Source organism: Agromyces sp. 3263, assembly GCF_031456545.1.
Lineage (GTDB): Bacteria > Actinomycetota > Actinomycetes > Actinomycetales > Microbacteriaceae > Agromyces.
In genome coordinates this window covers 706,048-723,466 of record NZ_JAVDUV010000001.1, presented here as the reverse complement: position 1 = coordinate 723,466, position 17,419 = coordinate 706,048, and the positions used below count along the sequence as shown (strand labels likewise).

Genomic DNA, 17,419 nt, shown 5'->3' with positions numbered 1-17,419 from the left:
CTACGCCCGCCCGCGGAGGTACACGAGCTGCGCTCGAACGGATGCCTCCGCGGCGGGCCGCACCGCGGCATCCGTGTCGACGTAGACGAGGTCGGTGACCTCGTCGACCGACGCGTCGGCGCCGAGCTTCGCGAGGGCACGGCGCACCTGCTCGAGCCGGTCGGCGCGGTGCACGAGGTAGTCGTCGCAGATCGAGCCGAGGTCGCGGAGCACCGGTCCGTGTCCGGGGAGCACGGCCACCATTCCGCGCACCGATCCGGCGAGGGCCTTGAGCCGGCCGAGGGACTCGAGGTAGGGGCCGAGCGCCCCGTCGGGATCGGCGATGATCGACGTGCCGCGGCCGAGGATGGTGTCGCCCGTGAGCACCGACCCGTGGTCGCCGTCGTCGGCCAGCACGAAGCACGCCGAGTCGGACGTGTGCCCCGGAGTGCGCATGACCCCGATCTCGATGCCGGCGGCCTCGATCACCTCGCCGTCGATGAGCGGCGCACGATCGATGCAGAACGCGGGATCGACCGCGGCCACGGGCGCGCCGACCCGGGCCGAGAACTCGGCGAGCGCCTCGCTGTGGTCGGGGTGGTGATGGGTGAGCAGCACGAGCTCGACCGGGCCGAACGACGCCAGGCGGTCGAGGTGCGACGCGATCGAGGGACCGGGATCGACCACGACCGTGCCCACGGCGCCGGGCGCCCGCAGCACGTACGAGTTCGTGCCGTCGAGCGTCATGGGCCCGGGATTGGGCGCGCGCACGAACGTCGCGAACGGCGACACGGCCTCGTCGTCGGGTCCGCGGAATCGAGGCAGTTGCATGCCCGAAGTGTATCCACCGGGGGCGCGCCTCGGGCGGTCGGAATCGGTGCGCTCGCCGCGCGCGCGGCCTAGTCTGAAGGCATGAACAGCGACCTTGAATCCCTCACCAACGATGAGGTCTCCGGCGCAGCGGCCACCGTCGTCCTGTTGCGCGACGGCGAACGCGGCGTCGAGGTGCTCCTCGCGGAGCGGCCGCGCGACCGCGGCTCGTTCGCGGGCGCGTGGGTCTTCCCCGGCGGCGCCGTCGACGAGGCCGACGCCCTCGGCGGCTCGGTCGACACCGAGGACGCCGCGCGCCGCGCCGCCGTGCGCGAGACGCGCGAGGAGATCGGACTCGAGCTCGACCGCTACGACCTCGTGCCGTTCTCGCACTGGACGCCCCCGAAGAACTCGCCCAAGCAGCTCCGGACCACCTTCTTCGCCGTGCGCGTGCCCGACGGGGAGATCACCCCGGCCCCCGAGGAGGTCATGGCGGTGGAGTGGTTCCGACCCGTCGACGCGCTCGACCGGCACGCCGCCGGCTCGTTGACGCTGTGGCCGCCGACCTGGGTGACCTTGTACGGGCTGCAGCGTGCGGCATCCGTCGACGCGGCCCTCGCCGAGCTGCGCTCGGGCGAGGTGAAGCCGTATGTCGGCCAGGTCAGCGACGACGGCCGCACCATCCTCTGGCAGGAGGACGACGAGCACGAGAGCCAGCAGCGCCGTCAGTCGTCGAACCCGGCCGTGCCCGACGAGGGGCCCGACGCCGAGGGCAACCAGCATCGGTTGGTGATGGATCGCCTGCCGTGGATCTACGTGAACACCATGGGAGCCGGGTTCTGACGCGGTGAGCCCACAGCCCGTGATCGACGTCACGGTCGTCGGGAGCGGGCCGAACGGCCTCGTCGCGGCGGTCGTCGCGGCGCGGGCCGGGTTGTCGGTCCGGCTGCTCGAGGCCGAGTCGTCGATCGGCGGGGGCGTGCGCTCGGCCGGGCTGACGCTCCCCGGCTTCCGGCACGACGTGTGCTCGGCCGTGCACCCGGCCGCGCTCGCCTCACCGGTGTTCCGCAGGCTCGGCCTGCTCGACCGACTCGAGTGGATCGTGCCCGAGGCGTCGTACGCGCACCCCCTCGACGGCGGCCGCGCGGGCATCGCCTGGCGCGAGCTCGACCGCACCGTCGCCGGTCTCGGACGCGACGGACCGGCGTGGCGGCGGCTCATCGCGCCGCTCCTCGCCCGGCAGCGCGGGGTCGCCGAGTTCACCGGCTCGCAGCTGCTGCGCGTGCCGCGCGACCCGATCGCGACGGCGCGGTTCGGGCTGCGCGCGCTCGAGCAGGGCACCTCCCGATGGGACGCCCGCTTCGCCGGTGACGTCGCGCCGGCGCTCCTCACCGGGGTGATGGCGCACGCCGCGGGCCGGCAGCCGTCGCTCGCCACGGCCGGCGCCGGACTGCTGCTCGCGATGCACGCGCACGGCGTGGGCTGGGGGCTGCCCAAGGGCGGCTCGCAGGTCATCGCCGATGCGCTCGCGAACGAGCTGCGCTCACTCGGCGGCGAGATCGTGACGGATGCCCCGGTGCGCGCGGTCGGCGACGTGCACAGCCGCGTGGTGCTGCTCGACACCGCACCCGAGCTGCTCCTCAGCGCGGACCTCCCGGCGGGGTACGCCCGCGCCCTTCGCCGGTACCGCTACGGCTCGGGCGTCGCCAAGGTGGACTTCGCGCTCGACGGGCCGGTGCCGTGGACGAACCCCGAGGTCGGCCTCGCGCCCACGGTGCACCTCGGCGGGTCGCGCGACGAGATCGCCGCGGCCGAGAACGCCGTGCAGCAGGGGCGCCAGCCCGGCGTGGACGACGGTGCGCCGCGGCATCCGTACGTGCTCGCGACCCAGCCGACCGTCGTCGACCCGTCGCGCGCGCCGACCGGCAAGCACGTGCTCTGGGCGTACACGCACGTGCCCGCCGGGTCGACACTCGACGCGACCGAGCTCGTCACCCGCGAGGTCGAGCGGTTCGCCCCCGGGTTCCGCGACCTCGTGCTCGGCTCGGCCCAGCGCACCGCCGTCGACCTCGCCGCGCACAACGCGAACTCCATCGGCGGCGACATCTACTCGGGTGAGCTGAGCCTGGCGCAGCTCGTGAAGCGGCCCGTGGTGTCGCGGGCGCCGTGGCGCACCCCGCTGCGCGGCGTGTATCTCTGCTCGAGCGCGACCCCGCCCGGACCCGCGGTGCACGGCCTGAACGGCTGGTACGCCGCGAAGCTCGCGCTCCGCGAGCAGTTCGGCATCGCCTGACGGCGCGCGCGACATCCTGCGCCTGAGGGTCCCGCGCCGGCGCTCGCGCCTGCCTCGCGGCATCCGTCACCCGGCTGATGCTCGCCCCGCGGCATCCGCTCACGTGCGAAATGGAGGAGGAAGCGGGGGATGCCCCGGCGTGCCGTGCTGGGACACGCGGGCGTGTGCCCAGAAGTTCCTCCATTTCGGCGGTGGGGGTGGGAGGTCGGGGCGCCGGGGCGCGCCGCGCAAGCGGGTTCCGGCGGCGCGGCAGCCGGGCGTAGCGTGAGGGCGTGGACTGGCCCGACTGGTTCGACGCGCACGACTACGAGATCGCCCGCCAGGTGCTGCAGCGCGGGGTGGGGGCGCTCGCGCTCCTCGCGTTCCTCTCGACGCTGAACCAGTTCCGTCCGCTGCTCGGCGAGCACGGCCTGCTGCCGGTGCCCGAGCTCCTGCGCATCGCCCGCCGGCTCCGGGGGCCGAGCGTGTTCCGTTGGGGCTACACCGATCGGCGCCTCGTCGCCGTCGCGGTCACGGGCATCGTGCTCGCGGCATCCGTCGTCATCGGGCTGCCGCAGCTCGGCCCGCCCTGGGTGCCGCTCGTCGTGTTCCTCGCGCTCTGGATCCTCTACCTCTCGATCGTGAACGTCGGCCAGACGTTCTACGGCTTCGGGTGGGAGATGCTGCTCTGCGAGGCGCTGTTCACCGTGGCGTTCCTCGGCTCGAACGACCAGCCGCCCCCGATCCCGATCATCGTCGCGATCTGGTGGCTCGTGTTCCGGCTCGAGTTCGGCGCGGGCATGATCAAGATCCGCGGCGGACGGGAGTGGCGCGACCTCACCGCCCTCATGTACCACCACGAGACCCAGCCGATGCCGAACCCGCTCAGCAGGCAGGCGCACCTGCTGCCGAAGTGGTTCCACCGGGGCGAGGTGCTCGGCAACCACTTCGCCCAGCTCGTCGTGCCGTTCCTGCTCTTCGTACCGGGCCCGATCGGCTCGATCGCGGCCGCCATCGTGATCCTCACCCAGTTGTGGCTCATCGTGACCGGCAACTTCGCCTGGCTGAACTGGATCACCGTGGTGCTCGCGGCATCCGCCATCACGGACTCGGCTTGGCACTGGGCGATCCCGGCGATTCCGGCCGACCTGGGCACGGATGCCGCGACGACGCCGATCTGGTGGGCGATCGTGGTGCTCGCGGCATCCGCCCTGCTGCTCGTGCTGAGCTGGTGGCCGATCCGCAACCTGCTCTCGCGGCGGCAGCTCATGAACGCGAGCTTCAACCGCTGGATGCTCGTGAACGCCTACGGCGCGTTCGGCACGGTCACGAAGCGGCGCATCGAGGTCGTCGTGGAGGGCACGCTCGACCCATCGCCCGACGACGGGTCGGACTGGCGCGAGTACGGCTTCAAGGGCAAGCCGGGCGACGTACGCGCGGTGCCGCGGCAGTGGGCGCCGTACCACCTGCGGCTCGACTGGCTGATGTGGTTCCTGCCGCTCGGCCGCATGTGGGAGCCGTGGTTCGAGATGTTCCTGCTGCGCCTGCTCGAAGCGGATGCCGCCACGCTGCGGCTCCTCGCGCACGATCCGTTCGACGGCGCCGCGCCGACGTGGGTGCGCGTGCACGCCTACCACTACCGATTCGCGACGCACGCCGAGTACCGGGCGAAGCGGCAACGCTGGATCCGCACCTTCGAGCGCGAGGTCATCGGGCCTGCCGGCATGCGGGCCGACTAGCGCGGCTTGCGCTCCGGCGCGACCGCCTGCTCGACCTCGCCGACGGGGTGCCCGGCCTCCGCCGCGCCCTCCGGCGCGACCTCCCGCGCGGCCGCCGGCGCGGCCGCCGGCTCGGCCGGACGGTGCTCGATGTCGTCGACGTGCGCGCTCGGCATGGCGGCCGCGCCGGCGATCGTGGCCACCGCCGCGACGATGACCGCGAAGAACACCGCCGTGGAGGCCGCGTGGATGGCGACGGGGGAGTGCTCGCCGAGGCCCGTGCTCGCGATGACGCCGTTCGCGATCGCGCCGAAGATCGCCACGCCGACGGCGCTGCCCATCGAGCGCAGGAACATGTTCGCGCCGGTCACCACGCCGCGCTCGGTCCACGGCACCGACGACTGGGCCGCGATGAGCGTGGGCGAGGCGACGAGGCCGAGGCCGAGCCCCACGACGAAGCAGGCGATCGCCGTCGTCCACACGTTCGGCACGAGCGACGCCGCGAAGAGCCCGATCGCCCCGAGCACCGCGATGCCGAGGCCGATGAACGCCGTGCTGCGGAATCCGATGCGCAGGAAGATGCGGCCCGACTGCGACGCCGAGATCGGCCAGCCCAGGGTGAGCGCCGCGACCGCGAGACCCGACACGATCGGGGTCGCACCGGCCGTCATCTCCAGGAACGTCGGCACGTACGACGTGAGGCCGATGAGGGCCGCGCCCACGCCGAACGAGATGAGCGACGTCGTGAGGATGAGGCGCCGGGAGAACACCCAGAGCGGCAGCACGGGCTCGGCCGCCCGCCGCTCGATGAGCACGAAGACCACGATGAGCACGAGGCCGAGGGCGAACGCCCCGATGCTCTGCCACGAGTTCCACGCCCACGCCTGTCCGCCCTCGAGCACGGCGAGGATGAGCAGCGTCAGGGCGACGGTGAGCACCACGGCGCCGGCGACGTCGATGCGGTGCCTCTGCCGCTCCACGTTCTCGTGGTAGTTGCGCACCAGCATCAGCGCGGCGATGAGGCACAGCGGGATGTTCACGAAGAAGATCCACCGCCAGGTGAGGAACTCGGCGAACAGGCCGCCGAGCGAGGGCCCGATGACGGATGACGCGGCCCACACGCTCGCGATGTAGCCCTGCACCCGCGCCCGCTCGCGCACCGTGTAGATGTCGCCCGTGATCGTGATCGACACGGGCAGCACGGCGCCGGCGCCGAGGCCCTGCACCGCGCGGAACACGATGAGCGAGGTCATGTCCCAGGCCACGCCGCAGAGGATCGACCCGATGAGGAAGAAGCCGATGCCGATGAGGATGATCGGCTTGCGGCCGACCGTGTCGGCGAGCTTCGAGTAGACGGGCACCGACACCGCCTGGGCGAGCAGGAAGACCGAGAACAGCCAGGGGAACTGCGTGAAGCCGCCGAGGTCGGCGACGATCGACGGCACGGCCGTGGCGAGGATCGTGGCCTCGATGGCGACGAGTCCCGTCGATAGCATGAGGGCGATGAGCACCGGCCCTCGGTCGGAGCGGAATCCCACGGCGGTCTGCTCGGTCACGTTCCTCCTCGTCCGTGCGGCTCGCGGGCCGCGGCGCACCCCACCCTCAACCACAACGCAGCGCGCGTGCGCGCATTCCCGACCCGCCCGGCATACGGCACGATCGGCCGCAGCGCAAGCCCTCGGGCCGGTCTCGGGTCCTTGTGTAACCTGACCACACGCATGAGTCCATCGATGCGGAGTGCGTCGAACCCGAGGCGCGCAGTGACATCAGGAGCCGACCCATGACCGACCCCACCCTCGCGGACACCGCCGCCGCGCCCGACCACTCCCGACAACGCTACGACTTCCGCGAGCACCTCGGCTCGGGCGGCATGGCCGACGTCTACCGTGCCCGCGACACCGAGCTCGGCCGCGACGTCGCGGTCAAGGTGTTCCGGGCGACCGACGACACGGTCGCCGACCTGCAACGCCGGGAGCGCGAGATCCGGCTGCTCAGCCGCCTGAACCATCCCGGCCTGGTCGACATCCACGACGCCGGCACCCTCCTCCACGAGGGCGCCGCGCGCCGCTACGTCGTGATGGAGTACATCGAGGGGCGCTCGCTTGCGCACCGCCTCGCACGAGGGCCCATGACCCAGCGCCAGGTCGCCGACGTCGGCGCCCAGATCGCCGATGCGCTGAGCTACGTGCACGGGCACTCCATCGTGCATCGCGACGTGAAGCCCGAGAACATCCTCGTCGCCGACGTTCCGACGCTCGGCTACACGCTCATGGCGAAGCTCGCCGACTTCGGCGTCGCGCAGTTCATCGACGGGTCCCGCCTCACGAGCGACGGCGCCATCATGGGCACCGCGGCCTACATCTCACCCGAGCAGGCGCGGGGCGAGGAGATCGGCACGTCGAGCGACGTCTATTCGCTGGGCCTCGTGCTCCTCGAGGCGCTGCGCGGCGAGCGGGAGTACACCGGCAGTGCCATCGAGGCCGCCCTCGCCAGGCTGCACCGCCCGCCGCACATCCCCGAGTACCTGCCCGAGCAGTGGCAGTCGCTCCTCGCCGCGATGACCTCGACCGATCCGGCCGTGCGGCCCACCGCGCACGACGTGGCCGCGAGCATGCGCGACATCATCCGCGGCATGATCATCACCGGGCGCGGGAAGCACGAGAGCCGTCGAGCCCGTCCCTCCCGCACGCGCAGCGTCGCACGAGTGCCCGAGGGCACCGCGGCACGTGGCCGCGGCGCCGTCGTCGCCGGCGCCGCGATCCTCGGCCTCGCCGCCGCGGTGACCGTCGTCGTGGGGATCGTCGCCGGTGTCGTCGCGTTCTGACGCCGTCGACCCCGCGGTACCCGCCGACCCGGCGGCACGTCGCGACCCGGTGGTGCGCGACCCTGATCCGGCGCGGCGCGCCACCGCGTCGGCGGGAACGCGTAGCGTCATGGCCATGTTGAGACGAAAGCGCGCCGGGGTGGTCGAGCCGCCGCCCGCGGCGGAAGTCACCGCCAACGCCGAGTCGGCCGGTCCCGAGGTCAAGATCCGAGCGTTCCGCATCGGCTTCGTCGGGGCGCTCGGCGTGCTGCTCGCGATCCTGCTCGGCGGCATCCTCGGCCAGCTCGGCACGGTCATCCTCTACGTGGCGCTCGCCCTCTTCCTCGCGCTCGGCCTCGACCCGGTGGTGAGCTGGATGCAGCGGCGCGACATCCCGCGCTGGCTCGCCATCCTGCTCGTCTTCGTCGTCGTCATCGGCGTGTTCGTGGGACTCATCGCGACCCTCGTGCCCATCGTGATCGAGCAGACGCAGATCATCGTGGAGGACTGGGACTCGATCGTCGAGAACATCAAGAACAGCGACCTGGTGGGCTGGCTCAACTCCCTGGTGGGCGGTGACGCCATCCAGCAGGCGATCGACGGGGCGGGCGACTGGTTCGCCGACCCCGACAACCTCGGCGCGCTCACCGGCGGCATCCTCGCCGTCGGCGCCGGCATCGCCGGCGGCTTCACCGGCGCCACGATCGTCCTCATCCTGACGCTCTACTTCCTGGCGTCCCTCGCCTCCATGAAGCGCTACTCGGCTCGGTTCGTGCCGGCCAGCTCGCGACCCGGCTTCCGTTCGGTCTCCGAGGAGATCACCGGGTCGGTGGGCCGGTACGTGATCGGCCAGGTGTCGCTCGCGTCCATCAACGGCGTGCTGAGCCTCATCTTCCTGTCGATCATCGGCGCCCCGGCGCCCATCCTGCTGGCCTTCATCGCCTTCCTGTTCTCGCTCGTGCCGCTCGTCGGCACGCTCACGGGCGCGATCATCATCTCGCTCGTGTGCCTGGCCGCCTCGCCGCTCACCGCGCTCGTCGCGGCGATCTACTACCTGATCTACATGCAGGTCGAGGCCTACGTGCTGAGCCCCCGCATCATGAGCCGTGCCGTCGCGGTGCCCGGTGCGCTCGTCGTGATCGCCGCCGTCGCGGGCGGCACACTCGGCGGCGTGCTCGGCGCGCTCGTCGCGATCCCGGTCGCCGCCTCGCTCATCATCATCGTGGAGAAGGTCGTGTTCCCCCGGCAGGACGTGCGCTAGCCACGAACGACGAAGCGGATGCCGCGGGCGACGAGCCCGCGGCATCCGCTTCGTGCATCGTGGTGCGTCAGGTTCGGACGAGCGACCCGCCCGCCCGCGTGCGCGAGACGGCGTCGACCGTGGCCGCGAGGATCAGCACGCCGCCGGTGACCGCGTAGTTCACGCCGGCCGGCAGGTTGAGCAGGCCCAGGCCGTTCGTGATGACGGCGATGACCAGGGCACCGATCGCGGCATGCATGAGCCGGCCGCGACCGCCGAAGAGGCTCACGCCGCCGACGACGGCCGCCGCGACGCCGCTCAGCACGAGATCGCGGCCCGCTGCGGCATCCACCGACCCGACCTTGCTGATCGAGAAGAGTCCGGCGACGACCGAGAGGGTGGAGCAGACGATGAACGCCGTCCAGCGGATCATCATCACCTTCACGCCCGAGCGGCGGGCCGCCTCGGCGTTGCCGCCGATCGCGTAGATGTAGCGACCGTACTTGGTGCGGTCGAGCACGAACGTGCCGATCCACAGGATGACGAGCACGATCGGCACGACGATGGGCACGCCCTGCACGGCACGGAGCGACTGGCCGCGGTCCTGGTTGAGGATGTACACGACCACGCCGCCCAGCACGGCGATGACGCCGAGCTTGATCCAGACGAGCGAGATGGCGCGGTTCGGCACCCCGGCGCGGTTGCGACGCGACCGGTCCCAGAACGACGTCGCGGCCGAGACGGCGACGATCACGACGAGCATGACCCACCCGGCCCAGGTCGGCAGGTTGCTGTTCTGGATGGCGAGGATCTCGGGCACCTGCACGCGATAGAGGCCGCCGGAGCCGATGATGATGAGCTCGAAGCCCTGGAGGCCGAGGAAGAGGCCCAGTGTCACGACGAACGACGGGATGCCCACCCTGGCGACGAAGAACCCGATGAACGTGCCGATCGCGATGCCGGCCAAGAACGCGATCGCGAGCGCGACGATCCAGTTGATGCCCTGCACGTTGACCAGCACGATGAAGATGCACATCGTGACGCCGGCGGTGACGCCGGCCGACAGGTCGATCTCGCCGAGCAGGATGACGAAGACCAGCGCCATGCCGAGCATGACGAGCGTGGCGGCCTGCGTCATGAGGTTCGCGAAGTTTCGCTCGGTCAGGAAGAACGGGCTGAGGATCGAGAACATGATGCTGAGCACGATGAACCCGCCGATGGCGGGCAGGGCGCCCATCTCGCCGCTGCGCACCCGCTGGAACCAGGCCCGCACCTGATCGCCGATGCCGCCCTCCTGGCCGCTGCCGATGAGGTCGGCCGCGACGAAGGTCGCCGGGGCCTCGGCGACGGGGTCGTCGGCCGTCGGCGTCGTCTTCTGCGTGCTCATGCGGAGGCTCCTGCGGGGGTCTTGGTGCCGGTGATGTAGCCGACGACGTCGTCGCTCGTGGTCTGGCTCGTCTCGAGGGAGGCGACCATCTGCCCGAGGTAGAGCACGTTGATGTGGTCGGCCACGGCGAACACGTCGACGAGGTTGTGGCTGATGATGATGACCGCGACGCCCTGCTCGGCGAGGCGCTTCACGAGGTTCAGCACCTGCTCGGTCTGGGCGACGCCGAGGGCCGCGGTGGGCTCGTCGAGGATGACGACGCGCGCCTTCTTCAGCACCGCCCGGGCGATGGCCACGGTCTGGCGCTGGCCGCCCGAGAGGGAGGACACCTTCTGCCGCACCGACTTCACCGTGCGCACCGAGAGCGAGCGGAGGGTGTCGGACGCCTGCCGTTCCATGCGGCCCTCGTCGAAGGTGCCGAACTCGGTCTCCTCGCGGCCGAGGAACATGTTCTGCACGATGTCGAGGTTCTCGCAGAGGGCGAGATCCTGGTAGACGACCTCGATGCCGAGCCGGGAGGCCTCGCGGGGCGTGTGCAGGGCGACCTCCTGCCCCTCGAACTTCACGCTGCCGGCATCGTAGGGCTGCACGCCCGCCAGGCCCTTGATGAGGGTGGACTTGCCCGCCCCGTTGTCGCCGACGAGCGCGGTGACCTTGCCGGGGTAGGCCTTGAGATCCACGCCCTTGAGCACGCTGACGGGGCCGAAGCTCTTGACGACTCCGCTCAGCTCGATGATGGGCACGTCTTCCATGCCGGGTTCCTTTCGACGGCGCTGTCTGGCTCTCAGTGTGGCACTCGCCGGCTGCCGCCGGGAGAGGGGATCGGGGCCCCGGCCGCGGCGATGACGCCGTGGCCGAGGCCCCGAGGGTGGAACTGGTTATTCGATGCCGTACTCGCCGCACTTGGCGGCGACCTCGCCCTGGCAGAGCTCGGCCGGGTCGGCATCGCCGGCGTCGACGACGTCGGCCACCTGGTCGGGTCCGACCAGCTGGGGCGTCACGGCGATGTAGGGCGTGCCGTCCTCGAGCTCCTGGTCGGCGGTGGGAGTGTCGCCCTTCAGCAGCTTGGTCGCCAGGTCGATCGCGGCGTCGGCCTCGAGCTTGATCGGCTTGTAGACCGTGGCGGTCTGCTTGCCGAGCAGCACGTTCTGCAGGCCCGCGATCGAGGCGTCCTGGCCCGAGACCGGAACGACGAGGCCGTTCTTGTCGAGGACCGTGATGACGCCGGCGGCGTTGGTGTCGTTGGCCACCCACACCGCGTCGACCTTGCCGCCGAGCGAGGTGAGCGCCTGCTCGAAGTTCGTCGCCGACTTCTCGCCGTCCCAGACGCCCGGGGGCTCGGCCGCCGGCTTGATGCCTGCTGCCTCCATGACCTCGACGGCTCCGTCGTGGAACATCTTCGCGTTGCCGTCGGTCGGGTCGCCGCCCATGTAGACGACGACGGCGCTGGCCGGGTCCTTGCCGGCGGCGGCGAGGCCATCGACGATGGACTGGCCCTCGAGCCGCCCGACCTCCGCGTTGTCGAACGACACGTAGTAGTCGACGCCCTCGATGGGGCGGTCGTAGGCGATGACGGGAATGCCCTCGCCCTTCGCCTTGGCGGCCACCGCGGCGCCTGCGCCGTTGTAGTCGACGAGGAGCATCACGCCGCAGCCCTTGCTGAGCTGCTGGTCGGCGATGGTCGCGTACTTGTTGACATCGCCCTGCGCGTTCTGGATGTCCGTCTCGAAGCCGGCGGCCGTGAGGCCGTCCTCGAGGTACGGGCGGTCGTTGTTCTCCCAGCGCGGCGATGACGCGGCGTCGGGGAGGATGACGCAGGCACGCGTCGCTGCCGCGTCGCCCCCGTCGCTCTCTCCGCCGCTGCCGCCGCTCGAACAACCTGCCAGCAGCAACGCCGAGACACCGACGAGCGCTGCAGTAGAGACCAATGAAGGTGTCTTCATGGCTCTCCCCTTCTGTGATTGAGGTCGACCCCTCGAGGGTTCCGCCGTCATCCTTGGCGGCGGCACAGCAATGATGACGCAAATGTGGGACAGCGGAACAAAACGGTTGATAACGCTTCCGTAACTTACTGACGTGTCAGTAAGCGGGAAAGCGGTACCCGCTGGCGAATGCGGGGGAGCGCTCTCACGTCGCGCCCCCGGAATGGGGGCACCGAGTGGCACCGCGACCCCACGCGACGCGCCGGCCGACCGGGTGCGCCGGCCGACCCGGCGCGCCCGTACGCGGCATCCGGCCGTCAGAACCAGATGCTGAGGTGCGGGGTGCGCTCGGCCTCGAACAGCCGGTCGGCGAAGGCGAGCGACCGCGGAGCCGTCTCGACGATGCGTCCCGCTCGCGAGAGCACCGAGGGACGGACACCGCCGAGGTAGACGGCGCCGAGCTCCTGCACCCCGAGCTGCAGCGAGGGGCCGGATGCCGCGGCGGCGCCCTCGTCGAGGCGCTCGACCTCGGCGCGACCGCGGTCGTCGACGGTGAGCCGGAAGCGCCCGCGCGCGTGGCCGAGCGGATCGGCCACGCGGAGCTCGAGCGAGCCGGGGAGTCCGTACCGGCGCGCGGAAAGGGCGTCGACCGGATCCAGCACTCGCACCCAGAGGTGGTCGCCGACGTCGCTGATGGTCACCGCGCGCGGGTCCTCGAGCAGCCACGGCAGCGGCTCGTCGACCGACCGCAGGCGGCCGCGCACGGCGGTGACGAAGTCCTGTTCGACGAGGAAGCGCCAGAGCGCGCGCTCGGCGTCGTCCGTCGCGGCCGAGAGGAAGTCGAACTCGAGCACGCCGGGCTCGTCGGGCTCGCGCGTGACCCGGAAGCTCGCGAAGCCCTGCGGCTGTCCGTGCTCGTCGTCGTAGCGCACCGTGCGGAGGGCGCGCGCCCGATCGCCGTCGGGGTTCACGAGTCCGAGCGCCCGGTCGATGATGCCCGGCCACCGGTCGATCTCGCCCGGAGTGCGGGCGACGGCGCGGCGCGCGATGCCCGGCGCGACCTCACGCAGCGAGGTGGGGTCGACGAAGTGCACCCGCCCCGGGGCGTCGGGCCCGATCCAGTGGGTGCGGCGTCGGTCGACGGTGATCGTGGCGGCCCTGGCCGCGGGGGCGTAGCCGTAGCGGCCGTAGATGGTGGCCTCGGTCGCCGTGAGCATGGCGAGGGCGGCCCCGGCGTTGCGGGCGTTCGCGAGCTCGCCCTCCATGAGGGCCCGGGCGATGCCGCGACGGCGGTGCGTCGGCGACACCGTGACGGCGCTGACGGCCCAGGCGTCGACGCTGCGCCCGCCCGGCACGCTGAGCCCGGTGGGCCAGCCGTCGACCGTGGCGACGGGCACCTCGGGGTGCGCCGCGGTGCGGTCGTAGACGCCGTGCACCCGGCGCTCGCCGGCGACGGCGACGTCGTGGTCGAGGTCGATCTCCCGCGGCCGCGGGTGGTGGAATCCCCGGGTCTCGGCCTCGGCCCAGGCTCGCATGGCGGGCTGGTCGGCCGGGTCGAGCAGGCGGTATTCGAGTCCGTTCCTTGCCAGCGCGGCCGTTGCGGAGGGATCGACCGGGATGCTGCGGGGATCGAAGGACATCGGTCCAGCGTAGCGAGGCGACCTGATCGGCGGCACAATGGAAGGATGACCGGGCAAACGCTTTCCCAGATCGAGCGGGCCATCGACGGGCGACATCCGCTCCGCTCGGTGTTCCGCCTCCTCGACCTCCATCGCAGCCGTGTCCTCACGGCGGTCGGCTTCTTCGCGCTCAAGGACACGCCCCTCTGGCTGCTGCCCGTGGTGACGGCGGGCATCATCGACGTCGTCGTCGACGGCGGCCCCATGTCCACCCTCTGGCTCTGGGCGGGCGTCGCCCTCGTCGCGCTCCTGCAGAACTACCCGAACCACGTCATGTACACGCGGCTCTTCATGGGCGCCGTGCGGTCGATCGGCGCCGACCTGCGCAACGCCCTCGCCTCCCGGCTGCAGTCGCTGTCGATCGGCTTCCACTCCCGCGCGAACTCCGCCGTCGTGCAGACCAAGGTCGTGCGCGACGTCGAGAACGTCGAGGTCATGCTGCAGCAGACGACGCATCCGCTGCTCTCGGCGACCATGGTGCTGCTCGGTGCCATCGTGATGACGGCCATCAACGTGCCCGCGTTCCTTCCGGTCTACGCGCTCGCGATCCCGCTCGCCGTGCTGCTGCGCGCCATCCTGAACCGGCGCAGCGCCGCCCGCAACGAGACCTTCCGCCGCGAGGTCGAGCAGTTCTCGGCTCGAGTGGGCGAGATGGCGACGCTCATGCCCATCACCCGCGCGCACGGGCTCGAGCAGACCGCCGTCACGCGAGTCGCCCGCGGCGCCGAGGGCGTGCGCAGCGCCGGCTTCCAGCTCGACCTGCTCAACGGCCGCTTCGCGTCGCTGTCGTGGGTCAGCCTGCAACTGCTGGGCGTCGGATGCCTCGTGCTCGCCGCCTGGATCTCGATCACCGGGCTCATCCCCATCACCCCCGGCCAGGTGGTGCTGCTGAGCTCGTACTTCGCCCTGCTCACCGGCGCGGCGACGAACCTCCTCATGCTGCTGCCCGTGATCGCCCGCGGCACCGAGTCGATCCGGTCGATCGCCGAGGTCGTGCAGGAGCCCGACCTCGAGTTCAACGAGGGCAAGCGCGCGGTGCGAGAAGTGCGCGGCGAACTCGGCCTCGAGCACGTCGAGTACCGCTACGACCTCGGCATCCCCCCGGCGCTCGACGACGTGATGCTCGACATCCGCGCGGGCGAGACCGTCGCGGTCGTCGGCTCGTCGGGATCGGGCAAGTCGACCCTGCTCAACCTCGTGCTCGGCTTCCTCCGTCCCACGCGCGGCCGGGTGCTGCTCGACGGCGTGGACATGGAGGAGCTCGACCTCCGCACATTCCGCCGGTTCGTGTCGGTCGTGCCGCAGGAGTCGGTGCTGTTCGAGGGCACCATCCGCGAGAACATCGTCTACGGGCTCGGCGACGTGAGCGACGAGCGCGTGCTGGCCGCGCTGCGCGACGCGAACGCCCTCGAGATCGTCGAGGCGCAACCCGACGGATGGAACACGGTCGTCGGCGAACGCGGCGCCCGGCTCTCGGGCGGGCAGCGGCAGCGGCTCTCGATCGCGCGGGCGCTCGTGCGCGACCCGCGCGTGCTGCTGCTCGACGAGGCGACGAGCGCCCTCGACCCCGAGTCGGAGGCGAAGATCAAGGGCGCCCTCGAGCACCTGATGCGGGGTCGAACGACCCTCGTGGTCGCGCACCGGCTCTCCACCATCCGCGGCGCCGACCGCATCGTGGTGCTCGAGCGCGGCCGCGTCGTCGAGGTGGGATCGCACGCCGAGCTGCTCGCCGCGGGCGGGCGCTACGCGGAGCTCGACCGGGTGCAGTCGGCCTGAGCGCCCGAGGACGGGATCCGGGGGTATCGGATGCGTGGAACCCCCCGATCCCGTCCTCACCGGCTCGTCGACGCGAGGACGCGGGTCGGGCGAGGGCGGGCGGTCAGCCGCCGACGTGCGGCCCGAGGTGCTGGTGCACCGAGGAGATGACGACCGAGCCCTCGCCGACGGCGGAGGCCACGCGCTTCACCGACCCGCGGCGCACGTCGCCCACGGCGTAGAGGCCGGGCACGGATGACTCCAGCGGCGTCGGGCCGCGGCCGCCGTCCCCGAGCCACGCGCCGGGCCCGCCCTCCTCGGCGACCTCGACCCCGGTGATGACGGAACCCCACTGGTCGCGGAGCACCTCGCTGGGCAGCCACTCGGTGTGCGGCCGGGCGCCGATCGTGATGAAGACGGCATCGGCGCGCTGCGGCATCCGCTCGCCCGTGTCGGTGCGCTCGAGCACGACGTGGTCGAGCCGGCTGGGATCGTCGGCGGCACCGGCATCCACCACCTTGGTGTGCGTGATCAGGCCGACGCCCGCCGCGTCGAGCTCCTCGATGAGATAGCTCGACATGCTCTCGGCGAGCGACGGCCCGCGCACCACGAGGGCGACCGAGCGTGCGTAGCGGGCGAGGTGCAGCGCCGCCTGCCCCGCCGAGTTGCCGCCGCCGACCACGAGCACGTCGCGCCCCGACTGCGCTCGCGCCTCGACCGAGGTCGCCCCGTAGAACACCGATGCCCCGACGAACGGCTTGAGTCCGGGTGCCGCCAGGCGGCGATAGGTGACACCGGTCGCGAGCACCACGGCGCGACCGCGCACGACGTCGCCGCCCGCCACGTCGAGCTCGAAGCCGCCCTCGACCCGGCGCAGGCCCGTGACCGCGCGGGTGTGCGCGAACCGCGCCCCGAACACCCACGCCTGCTGGTAGGCGCGCTGGGCGAGCTCGGAGCCCGAGACGCCGCGCGAGAAGCCGAGGTAGTTGCGGATCAGCGAGCTCGACCCCGCCTGGCCGCCGATCGACTCGGCCTCGAGCACCAGCGTCTCGAGCCCCTCGGATGCCGCGTACACCGCCGAGGCGAGCCCGCTCGGCCCCGCACCGACCACGACGACATCCACGACTCGGTCGGGCAGCGACGTGTCGAGCCCGTGGGCGCGGGCCAGCTCGGCGTCGTCGGGATCGACGAGCACCCGGCCGGCTGCGGTGCGCACGAGCGGCACGCCCGCGTACGCCACGCCCGCCTCGGCGAGCATCGCGACCGCGTCGGGGTCGTCGGGGTCGAGCCGCTCGTTCGGCACGCCGCTGCGGGCGAGCCGGTTCTGCAGCACATGGGTGCGCGGCTGCGCGTCGTCGCCGATGACGGTGAACGCGCGATGGCGCTTGCCGGCGGTGGCCTCCCACTCGCGCAGGAAGTCGGTGATGGCCCGGTGGAACGACTCGTCGGGCGAGTGCACCGGGCGCACGACGTAGTAGTCGATCTGCACGCGTGACATGAGCCGCAGCACGGCGTCGGAGGTCGCGGCATCCGCCCACGCGCCCCACTCGATCACGAGTCCCCGGCGCACGTCGGGGAAGCGCCGGCGAGCCGCGGCGAACACGGTCTCGTGGTCGTCGACGGGAGTGGCGTCGTCGGAGAGCACGAGGGCGAGGGTGCCGCCCTCGGCGGCGAGCGCGTCGATCGCCTGGAGGGCGGCGGTCGCGCCGTCGGCCTCGAGGATGCGGTAGTCCTCCGAGTAGCGCCGGTGCAGCGGCCCGAGCAGGGAGGCGCGCACCCCGTCGTCGGCCGAGGCGACGAGGATCGCAGGCGGTCCAGCCGCCGGTGCCCGGGCATCCATGCGACTCCCTCGGA

The 17,419-nt window shown here is 72.0% G+C and carries 13 protein-coding genes; 6 read left to right on the top strand and 7 right to left on the bottom strand.

The genetic code is table 11. The annotated features are described in order from the left end of the window. Complete coding sequence (locus tag J2X63_RS03180) at positions 1-810, bottom strand: MBL fold metallo-hydrolase (protein WP_309973817.1); 810 nt, start codon at positions 808-810, stop codon at positions 1-3. A gap of 81 nt (positions 811-891) precedes the next feature. Here J2X63_RS03180 and J2X63_RS03175 point away from each other — a divergent pair, with 81 nt between their 5' ends. The 3 genes from J2X63_RS03175 (at position 892) to J2X63_RS03165 (ending at position 4,800) form a co-directional block, all read left to right on the top strand. After that, on the top strand, positions 892-1,632 hold the full coding sequence (locus tag J2X63_RS03175; RefSeq protein ID WP_309973816.1) for an NUDIX domain-containing protein: 741 nt from the start codon (positions 892-894) through the stop codon (positions 1,630-1,632). 19 nt (positions 1,633-1,651) lie between these two features. Next, entirely contained in the window at positions 1,652-3,082 is a 1,431-nt protein-coding gene (locus J2X63_RS03170) for an NAD(P)/FAD-dependent oxidoreductase (protein ID WP_309973814.1), read from the top strand. A gap of 272 nt (positions 3,083-3,354) precedes the next feature. Next, the gene (locus tag J2X63_RS03165; protein WP_309973813.1) at positions 3,355-4,800 is read left to right on the top strand and encodes a lipase maturation factor family protein; all 1,446 of its coding nucleotides are present in this window, start codon (positions 3,355-3,357) and stop codon (positions 4,798-4,800) included. Here J2X63_RS03165 and J2X63_RS03160 read toward each other — a convergent pair. After that, positions 4,797-6,275: an MDR family MFS transporter gene (locus tag J2X63_RS03160; protein WP_309977775.1), complete on the bottom strand. Its 1,479-nt coding sequence runs from the start codon at positions 6,273-6,275 to the stop codon at positions 4,797-4,799. The two genes, J2X63_RS03165 and J2X63_RS03160, sit on opposite strands and share 4 nt — an antisense overlap. 284 nt (positions 6,276-6,559) lie before the next feature. Here J2X63_RS03160 and J2X63_RS03155 point away from each other — a divergent pair, with 284 nt between their 5' ends. Beyond that, a complete protein-coding gene (locus J2X63_RS03155) occupies positions 6,560-7,603 on the top strand; it encodes a serine/threonine-protein kinase (RefSeq protein WP_309973811.1) in 1,044 nt (347 codons plus the stop codon). A gap of 115 nt (positions 7,604-7,718) precedes the next feature. Further along, the gene (locus J2X63_RS03150; RefSeq protein ID WP_309973809.1) at positions 7,719-8,843 is read left to right on the top strand and encodes an AI-2E family transporter; all 1,125 of its coding nucleotides are present in this window, start codon (positions 7,719-7,721) and stop codon (positions 8,841-8,843) included. Between the two features lie 67 nt (positions 8,844-8,910). Here J2X63_RS03150 and J2X63_RS03145 read toward each other — a convergent pair whose 3' ends face one another. The 4 genes from J2X63_RS03145 to J2X63_RS03130 all read right to left on the bottom strand — a co-directional run bounded on the left by J2X63_RS03145 (position 8,911) and on the right by J2X63_RS03130 (position 13,771). Next, positions 8,911-10,209: an ABC transporter permease subunit gene (locus J2X63_RS03145; RefSeq protein ID WP_309973807.1), complete on the bottom strand. Its 1,299-nt coding sequence runs from the start codon at positions 10,207-10,209 to the stop codon at positions 8,911-8,913. Then, entirely contained in the window at positions 10,206-10,961 is a 756-nt protein-coding gene (locus J2X63_RS03140; protein WP_309973805.1) for an ATP-binding cassette domain-containing protein, read from the bottom strand. Before J2X63_RS03140 ends, J2X63_RS03145 begins: the two co-directional genes overlap by 4 nt. Before the next feature lie 126 nt (positions 10,962-11,087). Continuing rightward, positions 11,088-12,152, bottom strand: a complete 1,065-nt coding sequence (locus tag J2X63_RS03135) for a substrate-binding domain-containing protein (protein WP_309973803.1) — start codon at positions 12,150-12,152, stop codon at positions 11,088-11,090. Positions 12,153-12,448: 296 nt separating this feature from the next. Then, positions 12,449-13,771 (bottom strand): GNAT family N-acetyltransferase, encoded by a 1,323-nt coding sequence (locus J2X63_RS03130; RefSeq protein WP_309973801.1) that lies wholly within the window; start codon positions 13,769-13,771, stop codon positions 12,449-12,451. A 45-nt stretch (positions 13,772-13,816) separates the two neighbouring features. Here J2X63_RS03130 and J2X63_RS03125 point away from each other — a divergent pair, with 45 nt between their 5' ends. Beyond that, positions 13,817-15,586: an ABC transporter ATP-binding protein gene (locus J2X63_RS03125; protein ID WP_309973799.1), complete on the top strand. Its 1,770-nt coding sequence runs from the start codon at positions 13,817-13,819 to the stop codon at positions 15,584-15,586. A 103-nt stretch (positions 15,587-15,689) separates the two neighbouring features. Here the strand turns inward: J2X63_RS03125 and J2X63_RS03120 are convergent, their stop codons facing one another. Beyond that, positions 15,690-17,405, bottom strand: a complete 1,716-nt coding sequence (locus J2X63_RS03120) for an FAD-dependent oxidoreductase (protein ID WP_309973796.1) — start codon at positions 17,403-17,405, stop codon at positions 15,690-15,692. Positions 17,406-17,419: the final 14 nt, after the last annotated feature.